Here is a 22,695-nt window from a genome sequence, read left to right on the forward strand (position 1 = left end):
TCCTAATGCCACTCTACCTTGGTCCTATGAGCGAAAACACCGAGATCAAGCCCTTCCGCGTCGAGGTCCCGCAGGCCGAGCTGGACGACCTCGCCGACCGCCTGGCCCGCGTCCGCTGGGCGAACGAACTGCCCGCCGACCAGGTGACCGACGGGGTGCAGCGCGGGCCGGTCACGCCGGGCTGGGAGTACGGCGTGCCGCTGGAGTACGTGAGGCGCCTGGTCTCGTACTGGCGCGAGGGCTACGACTGGCGCAAGTGGGAGGCGAAGCTCAACGAGTACCCGCAGTTCACCACGGAGATCGACGGGCAGAACATCCACTTCCTGCACGTCCGTTCGCCGGAGCCGGACGCGACGCCGCTGATCCTCACCCACGGCTGGCCGAACTCGGTCTTCGAATACCTCGACCTGATCGACCAGCTGACGGACCCGCGTTCCCACGGAGGCGACCCGGCCGACGCGTTCCACGTGGTCATCCCGTCGCTGCCCGGGTTCGGCTTCTCCGGCCCGACGCGGGAAAAGGGCTGGAACCGGTACCGCACGGCGCAGGCCTGGGCCGAGCTGATGCGCCGCCTGGGCTACGAGCGCTACGGCACGCACGGGAACGACGCGGGATCGTTCGTCGCCCCCGAGGTCGGCCGCGTCGACGCGGAGCACGTGATCGGCGTGCACGTCACGCAGCTGTTCTCGTTCCCCAGCGGCGACCCGGCGGAGTTCGAAGGCATGACCGAGAAGGAACTGGAGTACATGCAGTTCCTCCAGACCTTCAACGACGACATGTCCGGCTACGCGAAACTTCAGGAAAGCGCGCCGCAGAACCTCGCGCACGCGCTGGCCGACTCGCCGACCGGGCAGCTGGCCTGGAGCGCGCAACTGCTCGCGGCGACGAGCGACGACCACGTGCTCACCAACGCCACGCTGTACTGGCTCACCAACACCGCGGCTTCGGCGGCGCGGTTCTACTACGAGGACAAGCACACGGAGCACCCCGCCGAGCCGACGACCGCGCCGACCGGTCTGGCGAGTTTCGCCTACGACTTCCGTCCGCTGCGGCGCTTCGCCGAACGGGACCACGCGAACATCGTGTCGTGGCAGGAGTTCGACCGCGGCAGCCACTGGGCGACACAGGACGCGCCGGATCTGCTGCTGGGCGACATCCGGGCTTTCTTCCGCGAACTGACCTGAGACTCACTCGGCCATGCGGTGCAACAGGAAGATCCCGTTCAGCAGCGGCTTGTCGAGCCGCTGCTGATCGGTCGCCACGTACTCGTCGAGAATGTCGAGGATGCGGTTGTCGAGTTCGGTGGCCTCTTCCGGCGAGAGGTGCAGCGCGAACCGCTCGACCACCCGCACCGAACCCGGCCCGGCCTCGCGGAGTTCGTCCTGGAAGGCCTCGATCGGCCCGAATCGGGTGTCTTCGTCCTCGCCGTTCAGCGGCCCGTCCAGCCACCAGGACTTGCCGGCGCTGCGATAGGGCTTCTCCAGCGCACCGCTCGCGCCGGTGCGCACCGGGGCCTGTTCCAGCAGACCGGCCTCGGCGAGCTGCCGCACGTGGTAGAGCACGGTGCCGGGGTCCTTGTCCAGCCGGACGGCGAGTTCCTTGTTGGTCAGTTCCCGCTCGCCGCAGAGCCGGAGAATACGCAGCCGCAAGGGATGCCCGAGCGCCTTGGCCTCACGCGCCGTCGCCTCCCGCCGCCGGTCCGCGACCCTCGCGGCGACCTGATCGTCCATGACCGCAGCGTAGCCGACCGATGGAGAAGAGAAACATCGATGGAGTTTTCTCAATCGATGTGCGATCCTCGATCGGTGACCGCACTGGGGACCGCCTACTGGCGGCTGTGGAGTTCGTCGGGGCTGTCGAACCTGGCCGACGGGATCGTCAAGATCGCGCTCGGCCTGGTGGCCGTCCAGTTCACCCGGTCACCGGCGCTCATCGCGGGACTGGCGGTCGTGTCGTCCTTGCCATGGCTGCTGTTCGCCCTGCACGCGGGGGTACTCGCCGACCGCGTCGACCGGCGCCGCGCGATGCTCACCGCCAACGTGGTCCGCGCGAGCCTGCTCGCCGCACTCGCGGCGGTGATCACGCTGGGATTCGGCTCGATCTGGCTGCTCTACGTGGTCGCGCTGGGGATCGGGGTCGCCGAAACGGTTCACGACACGGCCGCCCAGGCGATCCTCCCCCAGATCGCCGGTCGTGACCGGCTGACGCGGGCCAACAGCCGTCTCTACGCCGCCGAACTCACCGCCAACGAGTTCGCCGGCCCACCACTGGGCGGCTTCCTTGTCGCAGTAGGCGCTTCCGTCGCGTTCGCGGCGCCATCGGTGCTCTGGATCGTCGCGGTGGCCGCGCTCTTCTTCGTCCCCGGTTCGTTCCGCGCCGGACGGACGCGGGACGCGAGCGTGCGCGAAGATCTGGTCGAGGGCCTGCGTTTCCTTTGGGAGAACCGGCTTCTCCGGATCCTGGCGATCATGGTCGGCGGGTTCAACCTCGCCACGAGCGCCGTGATCACGCTCTTCGTGCTCTACGCGGTCGGCCCGTCGTCGGCGATAGGACTGTCCGAGCAGGCCTACGGATTCCTGCTCGCCACCATCGCCCTCGGCGGTTTCGCGGGGTCTTTCGCGGCCGAGCGCGTGGAACTCGCGCTCGGCCGCTCCCGCACGCTGGCGCTCACCCTGTTCACCGGCGCCGCGTTCGCGGGAATCCCGGCGGTGACCACGAATCCGTATGTCATCGGCGCGGTCTTCTTCCTCGGCGGGGCCGGGGTCATGGTGTGGAACGTCGTCGTCGTTTCACTGCGGCAGCGGATCATCCCGGATCACCTGCTGGGGCGGGCCACCAGCGGCCACCGGCTCGTCGCGTGGGGCACCAAACCGCTGGGGGCCGCGGCGGCCGGGCTGCTCGCGGAGGTCTTCGGGCTACGACCGGTGTTCGCGGGCGCGGCCGCCGTGATCCTGGCGCTGCTGCCGCTCACCCCTCGGGCAGCACCGACCGCACGGCCTCCGGGGTCCGCGCGACCACGGTGGTGCCGTCGTCGGCGGTGATGATCGGCCGCTGGATCAGCTTCGGATGGGTGACCAGCGCCTCGACCCACCGATCGCGGTCGGCGGGCGTGCGCCCCCACGTCTTCAGCTCGAGTTCCTTCGCGATCGGCTCGGCGGTGCGGGTGATGTCCCACGGTTCGAGCCCGAGCCGCTTGAGAACGGTCTTCAGTTCCTTCGCCGTCGGCGGCTCTTCGAGGTACTTCCGCACGGTGTACTCGGCTCCCGCCTCGTCCAGCATCGACACCGCGGACCGGCATTTGGAGCACGCCGGGTTCACCCAGATCTCCATCCGGGCCACCTCCTTTCGAAAAGCGCTCACTCGGTGAGCACTTTGGTTCCGATGATGGTCACAGACTCCTACGACGAAAGGAACCCGGCCATGGACGAGATCACCTTCAGCGCCGCCTCCCCCGCCGAGTGGCGCGCTTGGCTCGCCGAGCACGCCGGGACCGCGAAGGAGGTCTGGCTGGTCATCCGGCACAAGGGCAGCGGCGTCCCGAGCATCCGGATCGAAGAGGCGATGGAGCAGGCCCTGTGCTTCGGCTGGATCGACGGGCTGCACCGCAAGCACGACGCCACGAGTTCCCGGCTGCGGTTCACACCGCGCGGCCCACGGAGTTCGTGGAGCCGCGTCAACCGCGAGCGGGCCGCGCGCCTGATCGCCGAGGGGCAGATGACCGGACGCGGGCAGGCGATGATCGACCTCGCCAAGGAGAAGGGCCGCTGGCAGGTCGTGCCGGACGGCGAGGGCGTCCCCGAGGACCTGCGCGCCCGGCTCGACGCCGACGAGGCCGCCCGCACCCATTTCGAGAAGTTCCCGCCGTCGTCGAAAAGGCTGATCCTGGAATGGATCCTGACGGCGAAGAAGCCGGAAACCCGGGAGCGGCGGATCGCCAGGACCGTCGAGCTCGCGGCCGTGAACCGCCGCGCCAATCACCCGGCCCGGTGACTCAGTTCGGTTCGCATCGGGCCACGAGGAGGGCGATGTCGTCCTGCGCCGGCGTGCTGCCGACGAGCGTGGCCATCACCCGGGCGCAGACCATCGAAGGCGGGTCGGCGGTGACCACGTCGGCGAGCCGTTGCAGGCCGATGTCGATCAGCTGATCCCGGCGCTCCACGAGACCGTCGGTGTAGAAGGCGAGCGCGGCGCCGGGCGGCAGGTCGAGCTCGACTCTTCGGCGCCCTGGCCCGGAGACGCCGATGGGCGGGTCGACCGGGGCCTTGACGAACACCGAGGGCTCGCCGGGCGCCGCGAGTATCGGCGGCAGGTGCCCGGCCAGCGAGATCGCGATGCTGTCCCGCGAAGCCGACACCGACCCGTACACGACAGTGGCCAGCGCTCCCGGCTCGAAATGCTGGACCTTCCGGTCCAGTTTGGACAGCACTTCCGCCGGGTCGACCGATTCGAGCGCGTAGGCGCGCAGGGCGCTGCGCAGGCGGCCCATGATCACCGCGGCGTTGAGGCCGTGCCCGGCGACGTCGCCCATCACGATGCCGAGACGGCCGTCCGGCAACGGGAACAGGTCGTACCAGTCACCGCCGACGCCGGGCTCGGTCCCCGGCACGTACCGGGCGGCGAACCTCATCCCGGAGACGGCGGGCAGCCGGGCGGGCACCAGGCTCCGCTGCAGCGCCGCGGCGGCCGCGCGATCGCTGGCGGCGATGTCTATCTTCACCTCCAGCGCGAGCCGCGCGGCCACCAGCCGCAGCAGTTCGACGTCGGCCTCGGAGAACTCCCGCGGCGTCAAGGACCCGACGTGGAGCACACCGACCAGTTCGTCCTCGGCCACCATCGGCACGCCGAGCAGCGTGCGCAGCCCCCGCTCCCACAGGAGCGCGTTCACCACCGTGGTCTCGTCGACGTGGTCGATGATCACCGGTCGCAGCTGCTCGGCGACCCGCCCCGCGAAACCGGCTCCGACGGGGATCCGGACGTCCTGGTAGACCTCCTCCTCGATCCCGGAGGCGGCGATGGCATACAGTTGCTGCGCGGTCGGGTCGAGCCGGAGCACCGTGGCCGTGTCGACCCCGAGGACCTCGCGGACACGCGCGAGGAGCGTGGCCATCACCTTGTCCTGACCGAGTTTCCCCAAGGACGTGTCGGTGATGGCCTCGAGCACCTGGAGCCGATCGGCGGCGGTCGGGGTCTCGGACATGCGCAGAGCCTATCCAGTCCGCCCCGCCGACACCGCCCAGCCCGCCGCCAGCCCGTCGAGGTCTTCCGCCAATACGGCACTCGGCGGAATGGCGTCCCGGGGCACGCGGGAGGCGAGCGCCGTGCCGAGACCGGCCATCCGGATGACGGTGTCGATCAGCGCTTCCGGTTCCTCCGGCCAGCCGAAACCCGGCTGGGCGATCAGAAGGCTCACGCAGCCGTGCATCGCCGACCAGAGCCCCATCGCGAGGACTTCCGGCTCACCGTGCAGGATCCCGGCCCGCACGCAGGTGGCCGTCGCGTCGGCGAGATACCGGAAACAGGCGACCGCGCCGGGCGACGAACCGCCGGAGGGACGCATCAGGAGTACCCGGTACTGGACCGGATGGTCGAGCGCGAACCGCGCGTACACCCGCGCGCACCGGCTGAGCGCGCGCATCGGATCGGCGACCTCGACGGCGTGTTCCCGCATCCGGCGCGCGAGTTCGTCCCACACCCGCAGGCAGACCGCCTCCAGAAGTGCGTCACGGCTCGGGAAATGGGCGTAGACCGACGGCGTGGAGACGCCGGTCCGGCGTGCGACGGCACGCAGCGTCAGCGCCTCGTCGGTCCCCGCCTCGCCGAGCAGGGCATCGGCGGCGGACAGGATCTCGCCCCGCAGCTTCTCCCCTTCACCCGGCCGCGCCTTCGTCCGCTTCGCGCCCATGCGGTGATCCTGCCAGCATTGACTTGACACCGTCAACTTGACGGTGTCAGCTTTGCTCATGGCGCCTTTTGAGACCGCGACCGCCCTCGTCCGCCGCGGCGACGGCCCGGTGTTCGACACCACACTCGATCCACAGTGGACGATCGGGACGAAGCTGCACGGCGGCTATCTGCTCGCCGTGCTCGCCAGGGCGGCCGCCGAGGTCTCCTCGCATCCGCATCTGACCGCGATCAGCGGCTCGTTCTCCGTGGCCCCCGAGCCCGGCCCGGCGGTCGTCGAGGTCGAGGTGCTGCGCGAAGGCCGCGGCCTCACCCAGTTGCGCGCGCGGCTGAGCCAGCACGGCAAGCCCTGCACCGAAGCCCTGATCACGCAGGGCGTCCTGGCCGACGGCGACGCGTGGTGGTCCGGAGTGGATCCGGTCGAAATCCCGCCGGAGCAGGACTGCCTGCCCGTACCGGCCGACGGCGGGGGCGGCTTCCGGATCGGCCTGATGGACGTCGTCGAGCAGCGGATCGACCCGGCCTCGGCGGGGTTCGCGGTGGGACAGCCGTCCCGGAAAGGCGTCATCTCGTCCTGGCTGCGGCTCGCCGACGGCACCGACTGGGATCCGGTGAGCCTGCTCGTGGCGCTCGACCCGGTGCCGCCGATCTCCTACGACCTCGGCATCGCGGGCTGGGCGCCGACCGTCCAGTTCACCGCGTACCTGCGCGGCATCCCGGCGCCGGGCCCGGTCCGGGTGCGGATGCGCGCGGGCGAGATCGGCGGCGACCGGATGGACGAGGTCGCCGAACTCTGGGACGAGAAGAACCGGTTGATCGGGCAAGCGACGCAAATCGCCGCCGTACGCGTCCCCTGAACCACCCGAAAGCAGGGTCATGACGCGGCGCCGGGAGTTAAGATCCGGCGTCGACGTCATTGTTCTGGGGGCAGGACCATGGAAGTGGAACCGCGCCGCGCGGACGGCTCCGGCGGGGCCGAGATCACCCGGCTCTGCCGGACGCTGGTGCCGCTGGCGGCCGCCGGCAAATACGCCGAGGCCGCGTCGACCTACCGATGGGTGAGCAGGGCGTCGGCCGGGGATCCGCTCCGCTACGGCGATCACGCGCTGCGCCTGGAGTTCTGCGCCCTCACCGGCAACGAGCACACCGGTGTCGAACTTCTGTCGCTTTTGGACGGTGTGGGCGACCATGGGGACGCCGTGGACAGGCTGGAGTTCTTCGCCTCGGCCGCGCTGCTCACCCGCCGGTTGACGGAAACCGGATACGGCGCGATCCCGTTCATTCTCGACGGTCCGTACGACGGTGTCCCCCTGAGCAGGCTCCACCGGCGGATGCGGGCGGCGGCGCTCGTCGAAGCCGAAGAACTCGACGAACACGAGGACACCGGCTACTTCACCGCGTACGCCGAACGGAAAATGGCCGAGCACCCGGTCGCGGAATTCGTGCCGCTCCTGCCTTCCGCGCTCCCCCGGGCTCCGATCGCGCCACCGCCGGGGTTGTCCGCCGAGGAACTGGTCATCCGCGCGGAGATCCACAATCACCGGTGCGAGCCGGAGGAGGCGCGAGCCTGTCTCGCGGCGATCGGAACCGTCCCGGACGAAATCGCCCCGCGACTGACCGAACTTCGCGCGATCTTCTTCCAGGGCGATGACACCGAAGAACGGCTGCGCCGAGCCGCCGCCGGATTCCGGCGCCAGAACGACGAAACCCGGTTCCTGCTCAACCAATGCTGGCTCGGGCTCTGGCTCGTTTTCGACGATCAGGCCGAGACCGGGGTCGCGCTGACCACGGTGGCCGCGGCGCGGTTGCGTGCCGGGACGGACGATCGCGCCGCCTGCTGGGGCGAATACTGGCTGGCGCACGTGCTTTCGGGGCAGGGCCGTAATCCCGAGGCGTACGAGGCCTTGCGGCGGGGTGCCGGGCGGGCGCGCGAAGCCGGCGATCCCTTGCTCCACGGCACACTTCTCTGCCTGGAAGCGTCACTGCGGAACGGCGACGGCGAGGATCCGGTGACCGCGCTGGAACTCGCGCGGGCGGCGACGGACGCCTTCATCGTCGGGAACGTCGGCGAGAAGGCCGTCGAGGCCGTCGAACAGGTCCGGATCGCCTACGAGCGCACGGGATCGCTCGACGAACTGGACCTCTTCGTCGAGCACCTGCTGTCGACGCTGCCCGTTGGCGGCCCGGAACGGTTGCGCGGACATCTGCGTCATCTCCGTGCGTTGTCGCTGATCGGCACCGGCCGGTTCGCCGAAGCCGTCGACGACGCCTACGCGGCGCTCGGTGTCGCCGCGTCGAAAGGCAAGGACACCGCGGAACATTGGTACGTCCTCGTCACCGCGCTGCACGGCGCCGGCCGGTACGACGACGTGCTCGACGTCGCACCCCGCACCATCGCCTTGCTCACCGCGTCACCGGACTGGGCGCACCGCTGCCGATGGATGTACGCCGACAGCTACCGCGCGCTCGGCGAATCCTCACGCGCCTTCGACGAATACGCCGTCCTCGCCGAAATACTCCAGGATTCGGGCGACACCGGGCATTCCTTCATCTCGGTGAGCATGGCCGCCGCCGAGCAACTCGACCTGCTGGGCTACGGCGCGAACGCCGCCGACTTCTACGCGCGGGCCGCCGACGCGGCCTCGGCGATCGGCGGCGGCTACGTGGCCGCCACCTGCCGCAACGCCGCGACGCTGTCCCGGCTGCGGTCCGGCGACCTCGACGCGGCGCTGACCGCGCTCGACGCCGCGGAAACCGCCGTGCACGCCGTGGAAACCGAAACCGCGCCCGTCCGGGAACATCTCGTCGCCCAGCTCGACCACGTCGCCGCCCACGTGCTCAGCGCCGCGGGCCGGGTGCGTGAAGCCGCCCGGCGCGCGCTCCGCGCCGCCGAAACGTTCCACCGGATAGGCGAAGCCGAGTCCGCCAGGGACGTGGACCTGTTGCTCGAACAGATACTCCTCGGTGAGCAGAAGTGACGTGTGTCCTGTTCTGTCAGTGACATGCCCACCTTCCGCCGCTTATGATTCCAGCCGGTCTAGACCTCTTTGACGCATCCGGATGCCTCATCCCTGCGATGAAAAGGCGGTTCGGCATGACCGGAAGATTCCTCAGACTCGTGGCGGGCGCCGCGTTGGCGCTCGGCCTCCTTTCCGTGCCCGCTCCCGTGGCCGTCGCGGCCGAAGCCCCGGCGGTCTGCGACGGTGACGGGGTCAGCGGAAAACGCGTTCAAGCGCTTTATGTCCGCGGGAACACGCAAGCGGACCGATACGGCCAGTTCGCCGGTCAGTTCCAGACCTTCACGAGCCAGATCGACGATCTCTTCGTCGAAGCCGCGGCCCGGCTCGGCGGCGGCGTCCGGCACGTCCGGTACGTGCACGACGCGAGCTGCCGGGCCACGATCGCGAACGTCGTCATCACCCAGTCCGCGATGGCGAACGTGGACACGATCACCAACGCCATCAAGGCACAGGGCTACAACCGCGCCGACCGCAAGTACATCGTCTGGTTCGACGCCGGCGGCTGCGGGCTCGCTTTCGGCAACGGCGGCAACGACAGTCCCGGCGCGAGCAACCCGTACAACGGCGGCCCGCACTACGCCACCGTCGGCACGGGCTGCTGGAGCTGGCAGGCCACCGGGCACGAACTCCTGCACAACCTGGGCGCCGTCCAGAGCAGCGCGCCGAACGCGACACCGTACGGCCATTGCTGGGACGACGAAGACATCATGTGTTACGACCACGGCGGCCTCCCGCCGGGCGGGCTGAAGAAGGTGTGCCCCGGCGCGCCGGAGAACCAGATCGACTGCCTCGGCGACGACTACTTCCACACCAACCCCGCGCCCGGCAGCTATCTCGCGACGCATTGGAACGTGGCCGACAGCGAGTACCTGATCCGCGGCGGCAGCCCGTATCCGGCCGGGCGGATCACCGGGGTGACCGGGAAATGCGTCGACGTCGACCATTCGCAGACCGTGAACGGCACGGCGGTCCGGCTGTGGAACTGCAACGGCACCCCCGCGCAGACGTGGGCCGTGCAGAACGGCACTCTGCGCTCGCTCGGGAAATGCCTGGACGTCGCCGGCAGCGGGACGGCGGACGGGACGCGCGTGCAGCTGTGGGACTGCAACACGACCGGGGCGCAGACCTGGCGGCGGCAGGGTTCGACGCTGGTCAACCCGCAGTCCGGCAAATGTCTCGACGTCGAGGGCGGCGGCACCGGTGAGGGCACGCGGCTGGTGATCCGGACCTGCGACGGCGCGGCAGGCCAGTCCTGGCAGATCCCTGCTTGACCCGCGTTTAGTCCTCTGAATGCGGCTCGCGATGCCGGCGGCCGTGTCGCGAAAGCCACTTTCGGGACATCAGACGTCCTGAAAGTGGCTTTCGCGACGCGTCCCGGCTCCTCGGCAGCGCCTTGCCAGCCTCGCCCACCAGGAGAAAGATGCCCGGCATGCCCGAAGGAACCAGCGGTACCCGCGGCAGGCTCATCGGCTCGATCGTGCTGTGGATCGTGCGCGTCGCGCTCGCGGCCGAGTTCCTTTACAGCGGTTATCTGCTGTTCGCGGGCGGCCACACCGAACAGACCTTCGCCGAGATCGGGCTCGGGCAATGGCTCCGGTACGTCACCGGCGTGCTCGAGGTCGGCGGCGCGATCGGGCTGCTCGTCCCCCGCCTCGGCGGGCCGTCGGCGCTTCTCCTGGCCGGGGTCATGGTCGGCGCGAGCGTCACGGAGCTGTTCATCCTCCCCAACGGCGGCCCGGTCCTGCCGCTCGTCCTGCTGATCGTCTGCGCGACGCTGGCGTGGTTCCTCCAGGACCAGACGCGCGCGCTGCTCGGCATCAAGCCGCCGGCCGAAGACGACGAGGGCCTGCGCTAGCCCGCGAGCGGCCCCGGCATCCACCGTGATCATCATGCCGCGGCCCCGTTCGGCGAACGCGAGCCCTGCCTTCCTCCGAACGGCGCAACAGCCTCCCGCCGAATGCCCCGATCACCGGTACAGCCAAAGAAAAACCGCATGTCAGCGCGCCTCGCGAGACTCTGACGAGGACGCCGAAATCCGATCATCAGCGTGATCATGCGCTCACTCAAGGTTAAAGATTGCGGCTCGTTTACAACGAACCGGCCACCTGCTTGACAGTCGGAGTGGTACGTACCACGCTGCCCGCATTGGTCTACACCATTTTGTGGGAGCCCGGCATGGTGGCCGGGCATCGAAAGGACGGCACGAGTGAAGCGCTGGCTCAAGATGGCTGCGGGCGCCGCCGCCATCACCCTCGCGACGGCGGGCTGCGCCGGTTCCGGCAGTGGCGACAGCACGAATTCGAGCGCTCCGGCCTCGAACGGCACGCTCACGGTCTGGCTCATGACGGGGACCGCCCCGGAAGCCCTGACGAACTCGCTCCACAAGGAATTCGAAGACGCGCACCCCGGCGTCAAGGTCAAGTACGAGATCCAGCAGTGGAACGGCATCCAGCAGAAGCTGACCACCGCGCTGGCCAGTGACAACCCGCCGGACGTGATCGAGCTGGGCAACACCCAGACCCCCGCGTTCGCGAACCAGGGCGTGCTCTCCGACCTCACCGCGAGCGTGAAGGACTTCAACGGCGACCAGTGGCTCCAGGGCCTCAAGGCCTCCGGCGAATTCGACGGCAAGACCTACGGCGTCCCGTTCTACGCGGCCAACCGCGAGGTCATCTACCGCAAGGACATGTTCGAGCAGGCCGGTATCACCGCGACGCCGAAGTCGCGGACGGAATGGCTCGACGCGATCACCAAGCTCAAGGCCAAGTTCGGCAGCGACCCCGAGTTCCAGGCCCTCTACCACGCCGGCCAGAACTGGTACGAGCTGCTGTCCTACATCTGGGACGAGGGCGGCGACATCGCGCAGGCCAACGGGAAGTCCTTCAAGTCGACGCTGGACACCCCGCAGGCGAAGGCCGGGCTCGAGTTCTACAAGCAGCTCACCGAGGCTTCCGGCACCAAGGCGCCAAAGGACGCCGACGAAGCGACGCCGCAGCAGGAAGGTATCTACGGCGCGGGCAAGGTCGCGATGATGATCGCCGTGTCGGGTGGTATCGAGACCGCCGCCAAGACCGACCCGTCGATCAAGGGGAAGTCGGGCGCCTTCCCGATCCCCGGCAAGACCGCGGGCAAGCCTGCCCCGGTCTTCCTCGGTGGCTCCAACCTGGTCATCCCGGCCAACAGCAAGAACGCGGCCGCGGCCAAGGACTACGTCAAGCTGATCAGCACCCCGAAGTACCAGACCGAGTTCGCCAAGGCCGGCTACGTCCCCGGTACCTCGACCGACGTCTCCGCCCTCGCCGGCAGCGAGTTCGGCAAGGTCATGGCCGAGGCGGCCCAGAACGGCCGCGCCGTGCCGACCAGCCCCAAGTGGGGTGACGTCGAGTCCGGTCAGAACCCGATCAAGGACATGATGACCGCGTACCTGACCGGCGCGAAATCGCTCGACCAGGCGACCGCCGACGCCAACGCCGCGCTCGACAAGCTCATCGGCGGATGACCACGACAAAAGATGTGACGACGCCGGCGGGGTCTTCCCCGCCGGCTTCGCCGCGCATCAAGCCGCCGAAATCGAATCGGCGCCTCCGTCTCGGCGAACGGACGGCGCCGTATCTGCTGATCCTTCCCGCGCTGGTCGCGATCCTGGTCCTGCTCGGCTGGCCGACGTTGCAGCTGATCGGGATCAGTTTCCGCAAGCTCGACCTCCGTGAGCTGGTCTCCGGAGAAATGGTCTGGATCGGATTCGAGAACTTCTCCGAGATCCTGTCCGACCCCGAATTCTGGGAGATCACCGTCCGCACGCTGGTGTTCACCGCCGCGGTCGTGCTCACCACCCTGCTGCTCGCGCTGTTCATGGCGCTGCTGATGCGGCATCTCAATCCGGTCGTCCGGGTGATCCTGCAGGTCGCGCTGATCCTCGCGTGGGCGACCCCGGTGCTCGCGACGACCACGGTCTTCCAGTGGATCTTCGATCAGCAGTACGGGATCCTGAACAAGACGCTCGCGAAACTCGGCTTCGACGGGTTCATCGGGTATTCCTGGTTCTCCACCGGGCCGAGCACCCTGACCGTCATCGGCCTGCTGGTCGTCTGGCAGGCCGTGCCGTTCGTGGCGTTCACCCTGTACGCCGGACTTCTCGGCGTCCCGAAGGAGCAGTACGAGGCCGCGGGCATCGACGGCGCGAACGCCTGGCAGGCGTTCTGGGCGGTCAGCTGGCCCGCCATCCGGCCAATCCTCACCATGGTGACGTTCCTGTCGGTCCTGTGGGACTTCAAGCTGTTCGCCCAGGTGTGGGCGATCCGTCAGGGCGGGCCGGACGGCGCCAGCACGACACTGCCGGTCTACATGTACCTCAAGGGCCTCGCGGGCAACCACTTCGGCCTGGCGGCGACCGCCGCCCTGCTGATGATGCTCGTGCTGGTCCTGCTCACCGCCCGGTACGTCCAGCTGCTGGTGCGCACGAAGGAGGCCGATCTGTCATGAAGAAGTCCCTGATCCAGCGGATCGGCCTCGGCACGTTCGGGGTGATCGTGGCCCTCCTGTTCGTCTTCCCGACGTACTGGATGGTCACGTCCTCGCTGAAGACGCCGGGCCAGGTCCTGTCACCGGAGTACGACCTGGTCCCGCTCTCGGTGACGTTCGAAAACTTCGTCACGGCGCTGACGAAGCCCGGGTTCACCACCTATCTCACCAACAGCCTGATCGTCACGATCGGCGCCGTGCTGTGCTCGCTCGTCGCGGGCGTACTGGCGGCGGTCACCTTGTCCCGCATGCGATTCCGCGGGCGCAAGGGTTTCCTGATGCTGGTGCTGGTCGCCCAGCTGGCGCCGTTCGAGGCGCTGCTGATCCCGATGTACCTGCTGATGCGCGACGCCGGGCTGCTCAACCAGCTGCCTTCGCTGCTGCTGGTGTACTTCGCGGCGACGCTGCCCTTCACGTGCTGGATGCTCTACGGCTTCGTCAACGGCATCCCGTACGACCTCGAAGAGGCCGCGATGATCGACGGATGCAGCCGGGCGGGCGCGTTCCGCCGGGTGACGCTGCCGCTGCTCGCCCCGGGACTGGTGACCACGTCGGTGTTCAGCTTCATCACCGCGTGGAACGAGTTCTTGTTCGCGTTCGTGTTCATGCGCGACCAGAGCAAGCAGACGCTGCCGGTGTGGCTTTCGTCGTTCCGGACGGCGTTTTCCGTGGACTGGGGCGGCATCATGGCGGCGTCGGTGATCTACGCCGTGCCCGCGCTGGTGTTCTTCATCCTCGTCCAGCGCAAGCTCGTGTCCAACCTGACCGCAGGCGCAGTGAAGGGATAAGCGTTGTCCTCACCGGAAAAGTTGGCCAGCTCGGTTCTCGTGCCGGGCTTCGACGGCACGACGGCGCCGGACTGGCTGCGGCGCAAGGTGGCCGACGGTCTCGGCGGCGCGATCCTGTTCGGCCGCAACGTGGTCGACGACGAGCAGGTGGCCGCGCTGAGCGCGCAGCTGCGGGCGGAACGGCCCGACGTGCTCGTCGGCATCGACGAGGAGGGCGGTGACGTCACGCGGCTCGACGTCGCCACCGGCTCGTTCGTCCCCGGACCGCTCGCACTCGGCGCCGCGGACGACGTCGAGCTGACGACGTCGGTCGCGGCGGCACTCGGCGAGCGGCTGGCCGCGTGCGGGGTCACGATCAACTTCGCCCCGTGCGCGGATCTGACGCTGGCGGCCGAGGATCCCTCGATCGGGGTCCGGGCGTTCGGTTCGGATCCGGTGAAGGCGTCGCCGCATGTCGCGGCGTACATCACCGGCCTGCAGAAGTACGGCGTCGCCGCGTCGGCCAAGCATTTCCCCGGGCACGGGGCGGCCACCGACGATTCGCATCACGCGATGCCGGTGCTGCCCAGGACCGAGGCGGAACTGCACGAGATCGAACTCGTCCCGTTCAAGGCGGCGATCGCGGCGGGGGTGCGCGCGGTGATGACCGGGCATCTCGTCGTGCCCGCGTGGGGTGAGCTGCCGTCGACGCTCAACCCGAAGGCGCTCACCGACGTCCTGCGCGGCGAACTCGGTTTCACCGGCGCGATCGTCACCGACGCACTCGACATGGGTGCCGTGGCAGGCGAACTCGGCAAGACCGAAGGCGTCGGCCGGGCGTCGGTGCGGGCGCTGATCGCCGGCGCCGACGCGTTGTGCCTCGGCGGCGTGTCGTTCGAAGAGGACGAGCTGAACCGGATCGCGGCGGTCATCGCGGCCGCCGTCGAGTCCGGTGAACTGCCGCTGGAGCGGCTGGCCGAAGCGTCGGAGCGGGTGGCGGCGCTCGGTGCCCCGCCGGTGTCGACGCCGATCGTCCCGGTCGATCACCAGCTCGGGCTGGAGGCGGCGCGCAAGGCGCTGCGGATCCAGGGTTCGCCCAAGCTGGCCGGGCCACCGCTGGTCATCGACATCGAAACCAAGCCGATCGTCGCGGCCGGTCCGATGCCGTGGGGGCTCGGCTCGCATCTGACCGGACTCGTCCCCGGCACGCGGACGCTCAAGGTCACCGGGAACGAGATCGCGACCGCGATCGACGCCGTCCAGGGCGCCCGCGACCTCGTGGTCGTGACGCGCGAGGCGCACCGGCACCCCGAGGTCCGCGAATTCCTCGGCTGGCTGCGCGAGTCTTCTGTGGAGTACATCCGGGTCGAGACCGGCGTGCCGGGACCGGACTCGGACGACGGCCCGCGGATCGACACGTTCAGCGGGTCCTACGTCAGCCTTCGCGCCGCTGCTGAATACCTGGCCTGACCCCTTCTCGCATTTCGTCCTCTGGATGCGGTACTTGCGTGTGCATGTACCGCATCCAGAGGACGAATCGCGTTCGGGGTAATTCGGTTGCGGCGCCGGAGCGGGGGTGCTGTAGTCGGGAAGATCGGTTCCCGGCAGAGGAGATGATCGTCTTGCGCATGTCCACGTCCTTCCACCAGGCAACTTCCGCCTACCTCGAGGACAAGACATCTCGTGAAGACCCTCAACCTGGGAATTCTGGCGCATGTCGACGCCGGGAAGACGAGCCTGACCGAGCGGCTGCTGCACACCGCCGGCATCATCGGTGAACTGGGCAGCGTCGATGACGGCAGCACGCAGACCGACACGCTGGCACTGGAACGCGCCCGCGGCATCACCATCAAGGCGGCCGTGGTGTCGTTCGCCATCGGCGACGTCACCGTCAACCTGATCGACACCCCCGGCCACCCCGACTTCATCGCCGAGGTCGAACGCGCGCTCGGTGTGCTCGACGGGGCCGTCCTGGTGCTGTCGGCGGTCGAAGGGGTGCAGGCGCAGACCCGCGTCCTGATGCGGACGCTGCGGCGGCTGGGCATCCCGGCACTGCTGTTCGTGAACAAACTGGATCGCCGCGGCGCCGATCCGGACCGGGTGTTCCGGGAGATAACCGGGAAACTCACGCCTTCGGCCATCGCGCTGGATCCCCTGGAACCCGATCGGGTGATCGACCTGCTGGCGACGCTCGACGAGAACTTCTTGGCCGGCTATCTCACCGCTCCGGACGAATTCACGCCGCCACGGCTTCGCACCGAGCTCGCCGCGAAAGTCGCCGAAGGGCTCGCGTATCCGGTCTACTTCGGCTCGGCGATCACCGGCGCGGGTATCGGCGCGCTCCGGGACGGTATCGAGAATCTGTTGCCCGCCAAGGAAGGCGACGCCGACGCGCCGCTGTCCGGCACGGTGTTCAAGGTCGAACGCGAGCCGGGCGGCGAGAAGATCGCCTACGTGCGGTTGTTCTCCGGCAGTGTCGCCGTGCGCGACAAGGTCCCGCTCGGCGACGGCGAAGGCAAGGTCACCGCGATCAGCGTCTTCGACAACGGCTCGGCCGTATCCTCGGGATCGGCCGGACCCGGGCGGATCGCGAAGCTGTCGGGGCTCGACGTCCGGATCGGGGACGTGCTCGGGACCAGGCCGGAGCATGTGCGGGAGGCCCTGTTCTCACCGCCGACGCTGGAGACCGTCGTCTCCCCGGTGCGCCCGGCCGACCGCGGGCCGCTGCACCAGGCGCTCACCTGGCTGACCGAACAGGATCCGCTGATCGGCCTCCGGCACGACGAGGTCCGTCAGGAGACTTCTCTTTCGCTGTACGGGGAAGTGCAGAAAGAGGTCATACAGGCGACGCTCGCGGACGAGTACGGCATCGACGTCACGTTCAGCGGGACGACCACGATCTGCGTCGAACGCGTCTCCGGCACCGGGTCGGCCGCCGAACTCATCGGCAAGGCGCCCAACCCCTTCCTCGCGACCGTCGGGTTGCGCGTCGAGGCGGGGGCGCCCGGGAGCGGGATCTCGTTCCGGCTGGAGGTCGAACTCGGCTCGATGCCGTACTCCTTCGTCAAAGCCGTGGAGGACACGGTGAAGGAGACCTTGCGCGAAGGCCTCCACGGCTGGGAGGTGCTCGACTGCGTGGTGACGATGACACATTCCGGCTATTACGCCAGGCAAAGCCACGCACACGGCACCTTCGACAAGAGTATGTCCAGCACCGCGGGCGACTTCCGCGATCTGACGCCGTTGGTGCTGATGGCGGCCCTGCGCGAAGCCGGGACGACCGTGCACGAACCGATGCACCGGTTCACCCTCCAGGCCCCGGCCGACACGCTCGGCCCGGTCACCGCGCTGCTGGCGCGGGCTCGCGCCATCCCGCGTACGACCCTCACCAAAGGCGGGACCGCGGAGCTCGACGGCGAGATCCCGGCGGCGAAAACCCATGAGGTACACCAGCTCCTGCCCTCGGCGACCCGAGGGGAAGGGGCGATGGAGACCGTCTTCCACGGCTACCGGCCCGTCCGGACAGCGGCGCCGTCACGGTCGAGAACAGATCACAACCCGTTGGACCGCAAGGAATATCTGCTACACGTGCTGCGGCGCGTCTGAGGGAACGGAGAACGTCATGGTCGCTCGGCTCGGGGTCAGGATCCCGCGCGAACTGCCCGCCGCCCGGCTCACCGGCCTCGCCCGGCGCGCGGAACAGGAAGGCCTGGACGAGGTCTGGATCGTCGAAGACTGCTTCTACGCCGGCGGGATCGCGACGGCGTCGGCGGTGCTGGCGGCCACCGAGAAGATCACCCTCGGCATCGGCATCATGCCCGCCGTGGCCAGGAACCCGGCCATCGCGGCGATGGAGATCGCGGCGCTGGCGGAGCTGCACCCGGGGCGGTTGATCGTCGGCTTCGGGCACGGGGTGCCGAGCTGGATGCGGCAGATCGACGCGTGGCCGAAGTCGGCGCTGGCCGCTTTCGAGGAGACGCTGACGGTCGTCCGGCGGCTGCTGGCGGGTGAGCGGGTTTCCTTCGAGGGCAAGCATGTCCGGCTGGACGGGGTCGAACTGGAGTTCCCGCCCGCGTTGCCACCGAAACTCGTCGCCGGTGTCCGCGGCCCGAAGTCGCTCGCGGCGGCGGGCCGGGTGGCCGACGGGACGCTACTGGCGGAACCGGCGACCCCGGAGTACGTCCGCGCGACGCGGGACCTCATCGGCGTCGAGGAGCATTCGATCGCCGTCTACAACTGGCTGGCCCTCGACGCCGATCCCGAACGGGCCCGCGAGCGTGCGCGCGCCGACGTGGCTTCCGCGATCGGGCCGAACTCGGGTCCGGCGCTGGAACCGCTGGACTTCGGCGCCGAACTGCTGGCCGAGGTCAAGGCCGCTACCGACCGCGAAGACCTGGCCCGGCGGTTGCGGCCCGAGTGGATCGACAGGCTGAGCATCAGCGGGTCGCTCGACCGCTGTGTCGAGCAGATCCGCGCGCTGTACGCGGCGGGGACCGAATCCGTCATCCTGCTCCCCTTGCTCGGCGAGCCGGAGGAGGAGTCCTTCGCCGCGGCGGGCCGGATCGCGGCGGCCCTGCGCGGCTGACCTCTGGCCGCATTTCGTCCTCTGAATGCGGCCGGGCGTCGAGCGCCCTGATCACGGCGACCATGTCCTCCGCGCCGAAACCGAGCCGCGCGGTTTCGGCGTAGAGGGCGCGGGACGCCTCGATCAGCGGCAAGTCGAGTCCCGCTTGCCTCGCCGCGGCCGCGATCAGCTCGACATTGGCCAGGACGTTCGCGATCGAGGCCTGCGGCGCGAACTCCTCCTCGACGAGTTTGGGGGCCTTGACCCGCAGGATCGGGCTTGCCAGCTGTCCCGCGCCGAGGACGCCGGCGAGCAGGCCGAGATCGAGCCCGTGCGCACGGGCGAAGTGCACCGTCTCGGCCAGGCTCGTCACGACCCCGGTCAGGTGCACGTTGACCGCCAGCTTCATCAGAAGCCCGTTGGGCACCGGCCCGCAGTACACGGTTTCCCGGCACATCGGCGCGAACAGCTCCCGGACCTCGTCGATCGTGCGGGGATCCCCCGCGAGCATCGCGACCAGTTCGCCCGCCTCCGCCGGGATTCGTGAGCCGGAGACCGGCGCCTCCACGTACTTCGCCCCGGCCGCGAGGAGGTCGGCCTCCAGTTCCCGGGAATGCTCCGGCGCCGTCGTTCCCATGTGGACGATCGTGCGGCCGGCCACCCGGCCACCGAACGCGGGCCCGCCGCGATCGAGCACGGCGTCAACGGCCTCCTCGTCCTTGAGCATCAGGATCACGACGTCGCACCGCGCGAAGAGCTCGGCCACGTCGGCGACCTGGTCCGCCTTACCCGGGGTGCGGTTCCACCGGAGCAACGGGATTCCGGCCCGCGCCAGGTTCAGTGCCATCGGCGCGCCCATACTGCCCAGCCCGGCGAAACCGACTCGCGAGATACCCATGGCCTTACTGTGCGGCACGGCCGGGGCCGGGTGCGGCCGATGCGACGATCGCGGCGGAAATCGCGAGGAACGGACTAGGCGCGGGTGTCGCGGCGCCCGCGGCCGGAGCGCGTGTCGCGAAAGCCACTTTCGCGACGCCTGATGTCCCGAAAGTGGCTTTCGCGACATCCTCGCGGCACGCCCGGGTCGTGAACGAGCGCTTACCGCGACCCGGCACCGCACCAGGCCGCAGCACCCGGCTGCCCCTGCGACTCCACCCTCACCGCCCACCACCCGGCACCACCGCTCAGAACGGGTGCTCCATCCACACGTTCGCCTCCACGTAGACCCCGAGGTCCCGCTCGACGTTCGCGTGCACCGGCGCGATCCCGCCGGGGATCACGTTGTCGCCGTCGGCGAGTTTGACGCCGGTCCACTCGTGCCAGTCCGCGATCGAGCCCGAGATCGTCACCGCGAACGGGCACACCTTGATCATCCGCGCGCCGAGCCGTTCGTGGGTGCGCAGCCAGCGGTCGGCGAACAGCCCGTCCTCGCGCCGCCGGACGGCGTAGGACTCCATGGGCGTGTCCGGTTCGTCCTCCTTGCCGATCGGGCGCACGGAGACGATCAGCCGCTTCAGCCCCGTCTCGGCCGCCCGCGCCTTCAGCGCCTTCAGCATCGGCGTGGACAGGCCCGTCCCGCGCATCTGCGGCGCCACAACGACTTCGAGAGCGCACAGGGTGTCCGGCGCCCGGCCGTCCATGAGATCCTGCGCGGCCCACTGGATCGCCTCGTCCCAGCCGTGCGCCGGCAGTTCGCGGCGGTCCTCGGCCGGATAGGTCAGCGGGACCGACAGCGCCCGCGCGATCGGTTCGCCGTCGTCGTCCAGCGCGATCAGGAAATACCGCGACCAATGGCGCAAAAACCGTTCCGGCGTGATCATCTTGCCGCTGAACCCGGCGTAGATGAACTCACCGCCGACATCGCCGAGGTTCAGCGCGGCATCGAGGAGATCGGGACGGGACGCAAGATCGACGATTCGCATGCCGCCAAGTCAAGCGAGCCCGTGACCCGCCCGATAGCTGCTTCCGGGCGATGATCAAGCGGGCTGACGCGGCGCCGCCTGCAGCCGGGAAAGGACGTCGGTGAGCCTGCCCGCGGCGACGTCCCATTCCTCCAGGACACTGCTGCGCGCGAGCGCCGACGTCCGCAGGGAATGGCGGAGTTCGGCGTCGAGCGACCAGCGCAGCAACGCCGCCGCGAGCGCCGAGGGATTGTTCGGCGGCACCAGCATCCCGGGGACGCCGCCGCCGGGCGCGGTGCCGAGCGCGTCGTGCGCGCCGGCGGTTTCCGTGGTCACCACGGGGATCCCGCGCGCGAGCGCCTCCGCGACGACCAGACCGGACGTGCCGCCGCGTGCGGGCAGCACGAGCAGATCCGCGCCGTCGTAGACCAGATCGAGGTCTTCCGGCGGCTGGATGAGGCTGATCCGGGAACCGAGCCCGAGCCGTTCGACAGTCCAGCGCAGTTCGTCGACATACGCGGGATCGTGCTGTGTCGCGCCGGCGAACACGCATTTGAACGCCAGTTCGTCGACCATCGAAAGCGCGCGGATGAGCACGTCCTGGCCGTGGCGCGCGGTCATCGGCGCGAGGCACAGCAGCCGGGAGACGCCGTCGGCCCCGGCGGCGAGCGGGGCCGCGTCCGTGCCGGGTGTCGCGACGTAGACCCGCGCCGGGTCGAGGTCGTGCCGGTCGATCAGCTGCCGCGCGAGCCACGGTCCGGTGGCGACGATCATCCCCGTCAGCCGCAGGGTCTCCCGTTCGCACGCGTCGAGTTCGGCGGCCTGCGCCGGATCGAGCGCGGGGTCGTCGGCGAGCGGCCGGTGGACCAGGACGGCCAGCCGCAGCCGCCGCGCGTGCGGGACCACGATCTCCGGGACCCCGCAGGCGACCGTGCCGTCGATCAGGACGACGGTGTCGTCGGGCAGCGCGGCGAGCGAACGGGCCAGTCTCGACCGGGATAGCGGGCCCGGCATCGGCCATTCGCCCGCGATCGGCAGTTCCAGCAGCGGGAGGCCGGTGGCCGGGAGGTTCTGGCACATCCGGCGGTCGTATTCACCGCTGACGTCCTCAGTGTCCCCTGGCAGGACGAAGACGACCGGTTCGGTCACGGTTACCTCCAGATGCGGGCGCCTTACCGGTAGACACGGATGCGGCGCCCGTCCGGTTCAATTCCCGCGTGACGAAGTTCAGCCCGCCGCCCGCGCCATCGCGGCGACGATCTCGTCACGCAAGCCGGCACCGACCGCGATGGTGGCCGCCGAACGCACCGTGTGGTCGCCGCCGTCGGTGTCGACGACCAGTCCCCCGGCCTCCCGGACCAGCAGGACACCCGCCATCGTGTCCCACGGCTGGTTGGAGAGGATGACGCTCGCGTCGAGTTTGCCGTCCGCGACCCAGGCCAGGTCGATCGCCGCGGAGCCGAGGAAGCGGATCCGCTGCACGCGGCCGCCGAGTTCGCCCAGCAGCGCCATCCGGACGCGGTTCTTGGCCTCCGCGTCCTCGCCGACCGCGAAGTCGCCGACACTCACGATCGCGTCGGACAGCTCCGTCGCTTTCGACGCCTCAAGACGCTCTTCGCCCGCGTACGCGCCTTGCCCCTCGACAGCGGTGTAGGTGACGTCGAGGAACGGCAACGAGATCGCCGCGACCGTGCTCTTGAGACCGTCCACGAGGCCGAGCGAAACGCCGCACAGCGGGATGCCGCGCGCGAAGTTCGCCGTGCCGTCGACCGGGTCGAGCGCCCACCAGAGATCCTTGTCGCCCTCGTGCCCGCGTTCCTCGCCGAGGATGCCGATCCCCGGCGTCTCGCGGGCCAGGAACTCGCGGACGGCGTCCTCGACGGCGAGGTCGACGTCGGTCACCATATCGCGATCACCTTTGGCGGCAACGGAAAACGAGGTCATCGAGCGGATGATCCCGGTCGCCTTCGCGACGGCCTCGCGGGCCACGGACAACAATGCGGCGTGGTCGGTCATATGGG

Annotated in this window: 21 protein-coding genes; 13 read left to right on the forward strand and 8 right to left on the reverse strand. The window is 69.5% G+C overall.

Annotated elements, in window-relative coordinates:
* Positions 1-26: 26 nt before the first annotated feature.
* Positions 27-1,184, forward strand: a complete 1,158-nt coding sequence (locus tag H4W30_RS34310; RefSeq protein ID WP_192746363.1) for an epoxide hydrolase family protein — start codon at positions 27-29, stop codon at positions 1,182-1,184.
* 3 nt (positions 1,185-1,187) lie between these two features.
* Here the strand turns inward: H4W30_RS34310 and H4W30_RS34315 are convergent, their stop codons facing one another.
* Positions 1,188-1,730 (reverse strand): ArsR/SmtB family transcription factor, encoded by a 543-nt coding sequence (locus H4W30_RS34315; protein ID WP_192746364.1) that lies wholly within the window; start codon positions 1,728-1,730, stop codon positions 1,188-1,190.
* A 75-nt stretch (positions 1,731-1,805) separates the two neighbouring features.
* Between H4W30_RS34315 and H4W30_RS34320 the strand changes: the two genes are divergently transcribed.
* A complete protein-coding gene (locus tag H4W30_RS34320) occupies positions 1,806-3,041 on the forward strand; it encodes an MFS transporter (protein ID WP_318780715.1) in 1,236 nt (411 codons plus the stop codon).
* On the opposite strand, the gene H4W30_RS34325 is transcribed toward H4W30_RS34320, so the two are convergent.
* Positions 2,968-3,330, reverse strand: coding sequence for an arsenate reductase family protein (locus tag H4W30_RS34325; protein WP_192746366.1), 363 nt, complete (start codon positions 3,328-3,330; stop codon positions 2,968-2,970). The genes H4W30_RS34320 and H4W30_RS34325 overlap by 74 nt on opposite strands.
* Positions 3,331-3,381: 51 nt before the next feature.
* Between H4W30_RS34325 and H4W30_RS34330 the strand changes: the two genes are divergently transcribed.
* On the forward strand, positions 3,382-3,990 hold the full coding sequence (locus H4W30_RS34330; RefSeq protein ID WP_225949960.1) for a YdeI/OmpD-associated family protein: 609 nt from the start codon (positions 3,382-3,384) through the stop codon (positions 3,988-3,990).
* Position 3,991: 1 nt separating this feature from the next.
* Here H4W30_RS34330 and H4W30_RS34335 read toward each other — a convergent pair whose 3' ends face one another.
* Complete coding sequence (locus H4W30_RS34335) at positions 3,992-5,197, reverse strand: PP2C family protein-serine/threonine phosphatase (RefSeq protein WP_192746367.1); 1,206 nt, start codon at positions 5,195-5,197, stop codon at positions 3,992-3,994.
* Positions 5,198-5,206: 9 nt separating this feature from the next.
* Positions 5,207-5,902, reverse strand: coding sequence for a TetR/AcrR family transcriptional regulator (locus H4W30_RS34340; protein ID WP_192746368.1), 696 nt, complete (start codon positions 5,900-5,902; stop codon positions 5,207-5,209).
* Positions 5,903-5,960: 58 nt separating this feature from the next.
* Here H4W30_RS34340 and H4W30_RS34345 point away from each other — a divergent pair, with 58 nt between their 5' ends.
* From H4W30_RS34345 to H4W30_RS34390, 10 genes are all read left to right on the forward strand, one after another.
* Complete coding sequence (locus H4W30_RS34345; RefSeq protein WP_192746369.1) at positions 5,961-6,758, forward strand: thioesterase family protein; 798 nt, start codon at positions 5,961-5,963, stop codon at positions 6,756-6,758.
* A 78-nt stretch (positions 6,759-6,836) separates the two neighbouring features.
* The gene (locus tag H4W30_RS34350) at positions 6,837-8,879 is read left to right on the forward strand and encodes a hypothetical protein (RefSeq protein WP_192746370.1); all 2,043 of its coding nucleotides are present in this window, start codon (positions 6,837-6,839) and stop codon (positions 8,877-8,879) included.
* Positions 8,880-8,995: 116 nt separating this feature from the next.
* Positions 8,996-10,192, forward strand: a complete 1,197-nt coding sequence (locus H4W30_RS34355; protein ID WP_192746371.1) for a ricin-type beta-trefoil lectin domain protein — start codon at positions 8,996-8,998, stop codon at positions 10,190-10,192.
* Positions 10,193-10,350: 158 nt separating this feature from the next.
* Positions 10,351-10,776 carry a DoxX family protein gene (locus H4W30_RS34360; RefSeq protein WP_192746372.1) on the forward strand — a complete coding sequence of 142 codons (426 nt, stop codon included), beginning with the start codon at positions 10,351-10,353 and terminating at the stop codon, positions 10,774-10,776.
* Positions 10,777-11,127: 351 nt separating this feature from the next.
* Positions 11,128-12,420 carry an extracellular solute-binding protein gene (locus H4W30_RS34365; protein WP_192746373.1) on the forward strand — a complete coding sequence of 431 codons (1,293 nt, stop codon included), beginning with the start codon at positions 11,128-11,130 and terminating at the stop codon, positions 12,418-12,420.
* Complete coding sequence (locus H4W30_RS34370; protein ID WP_192746374.1) at positions 12,417-13,403, forward strand: carbohydrate ABC transporter permease; 987 nt, start codon at positions 12,417-12,419, stop codon at positions 13,401-13,403. The genes H4W30_RS34365 and H4W30_RS34370 overlap by 4 nt, the downstream gene beginning before the upstream one ends.
* On the forward strand, positions 13,400-14,230 hold the full coding sequence (locus H4W30_RS34375) for a carbohydrate ABC transporter permease (RefSeq protein ID WP_126733996.1): 831 nt from the start codon (positions 13,400-13,402) through the stop codon (positions 14,228-14,230). Before H4W30_RS34370 ends, H4W30_RS34375 begins: the two co-directional genes overlap by 4 nt.
* A 3-nt stretch (positions 14,231-14,233) precedes the next feature.
* Positions 14,234-15,679: a glycoside hydrolase family 3 protein gene (locus tag H4W30_RS34380; RefSeq protein ID WP_192746375.1), complete on the forward strand. Its 1,446-nt coding sequence runs from the start codon at positions 14,234-14,236 to the stop codon at positions 15,677-15,679.
* Positions 15,680-15,892: 213 nt separating this feature from the next.
* Positions 15,893-17,815 carry a GTP-binding protein gene (locus H4W30_RS34385; protein ID WP_192746376.1) on the forward strand — a complete coding sequence of 641 codons (1,923 nt, stop codon included), beginning with the start codon at positions 15,893-15,895 and terminating at the stop codon, positions 17,813-17,815.
* 16 nt (positions 17,816-17,831) lie between these two features.
* Positions 17,832-18,794 (forward strand): LLM class flavin-dependent oxidoreductase, encoded by a 963-nt coding sequence (locus H4W30_RS34390; protein WP_192746377.1) that lies wholly within the window; start codon positions 17,832-17,834, stop codon positions 18,792-18,794.
* Here the strand turns inward: H4W30_RS34390 and H4W30_RS34395 are convergent.
* The 4 genes from H4W30_RS34395 to H4W30_RS34410 all read right to left on the reverse strand — a co-directional run bounded on the left by H4W30_RS34395 (position 18,712) and on the right by H4W30_RS34410 (position 22,690).
* Positions 18,712-19,671: an NAD(P)-dependent oxidoreductase gene (locus H4W30_RS34395; protein ID WP_192746378.1), complete on the reverse strand. Its 960-nt coding sequence runs from the start codon at positions 19,669-19,671 to the stop codon at positions 18,712-18,714. The two genes, H4W30_RS34390 and H4W30_RS34395, sit on opposite strands and share 83 nt — an antisense overlap.
* A 286-nt stretch (positions 19,672-19,957) precedes the next feature.
* Entirely contained in the window at positions 19,958-20,695 is a 738-nt protein-coding gene (locus H4W30_RS34400; RefSeq protein ID WP_192746379.1) for a GNAT family N-acetyltransferase, read from the reverse strand.
* A gap of 54 nt (positions 20,696-20,749) precedes the next feature.
* Positions 20,750-21,754: a glycosyltransferase family 4 protein gene (locus H4W30_RS34405; RefSeq protein ID WP_225950623.1), complete on the reverse strand. Its 1,005-nt coding sequence runs from the start codon at positions 21,752-21,754 to the stop codon at positions 20,750-20,752.
* Between the two features lie 147 nt (positions 21,755-21,901).
* Complete coding sequence (locus H4W30_RS34410; RefSeq protein WP_192746380.1) at positions 21,902-22,690, reverse strand: inositol monophosphatase family protein; 789 nt, start codon at positions 22,688-22,690, stop codon at positions 21,902-21,904.
* Between the last annotated feature and the right edge of the window lie 5 nt (positions 22,691-22,695).

The sequence above is a fragment of the Amycolatopsis roodepoortensis genome (genome assembly GCF_014873915.1).
Lineage (GTDB): Bacteria > Actinomycetota > Actinomycetes > Mycobacteriales > Pseudonocardiaceae > Amycolatopsis > Amycolatopsis roodepoortensis.

Coding starts and splice junctions, on each gene's coding strand:
- H4W30_RS34390 (WP_192746377.1), top strand. CDS start 17,832: ATGGTCGCTCGGCTCGGGGTCAGGATCCCGCGCGAACTGCCCGCCGCC.
- H4W30_RS34350 (WP_192746370.1), top strand. CDS start 6,837: ATGGAAGTGGAACCGCGCCGCGCGGACGGCTCCGGCGGGGCCGAGATC.
- H4W30_RS34405 (WP_225950623.1), bottom strand. CDS start 21,754: ATGTGCCAGAACCTCCCGGCCACCGGCCTCCCGCTGCTGGAACTGCCG.
- H4W30_RS34410 (WP_192746380.1), bottom strand. CDS start 22,690: ATGACCGACCACGCCGCATTGTTGTCCGTGGCCCGCGAGGCCGTCGCG.
- H4W30_RS34325 (WP_192746366.1), bottom strand. CDS start 3,330: ATGGAGATCTGGGTGAACCCGGCGTGCTCCAAATGCCGGTCCGCGGTG.
- H4W30_RS34400 (WP_192746379.1), bottom strand. CDS start 20,695: ATGCGAATCGTCGATCTTGCGTCCCGTCCCGATCTCCTCGATGCCGCG.
- H4W30_RS34340 (WP_192746368.1), bottom strand. CDS start 5,902: ATGGGCGCGAAGCGGACGAAGGCGCGGCCGGGTGAAGGGGAGAAGCTG.
- H4W30_RS34310 (WP_192746363.1), top strand. CDS start 27: ATGAGCGAAAACACCGAGATCAAGCCCTTCCGCGTCGAGGTCCCGCAG.
- H4W30_RS34330 (WP_225949960.1), top strand. CDS start 3,382: ATGATGGTCACAGACTCCTACGACGAAAGGAACCCGGCCATGGACGAG.
- H4W30_RS34335 (WP_192746367.1), bottom strand. CDS start 5,197: ATGTCCGAGACCCCGACCGCCGCCGATCGGCTCCAGGTGCTCGAGGCC.
- H4W30_RS34315 (WP_192746364.1), bottom strand. CDS start 1,730: ATGGACGATCAGGTCGCCGCGAGGGTCGCGGACCGGCGGCGGGAGGCG.
- H4W30_RS34395 (WP_192746378.1), bottom strand. CDS start 19,671: ATGGGTATCTCGCGAGTCGGTTTCGCCGGGCTGGGCAGTATGGGCGCG.
- H4W30_RS34370 (WP_192746374.1), top strand. CDS start 12,417: ATGACCACGACAAAAGATGTGACGACGCCGGCGGGGTCTTCCCCGCCG.
- H4W30_RS34345 (WP_192746369.1), top strand. CDS start 5,961: ATGGCGCCTTTTGAGACCGCGACCGCCCTCGTCCGCCGCGGCGACGGC.
- H4W30_RS34375 (WP_126733996.1), top strand. CDS start 13,400: ATGAAGAAGTCCCTGATCCAGCGGATCGGCCTCGGCACGTTCGGGGTG.
- H4W30_RS34355 (WP_192746371.1), top strand. CDS start 8,996: ATGACCGGAAGATTCCTCAGACTCGTGGCGGGCGCCGCGTTGGCGCTC.
- H4W30_RS34360 (WP_192746372.1), top strand. CDS start 10,351: ATGCCCGAAGGAACCAGCGGTACCCGCGGCAGGCTCATCGGCTCGATC.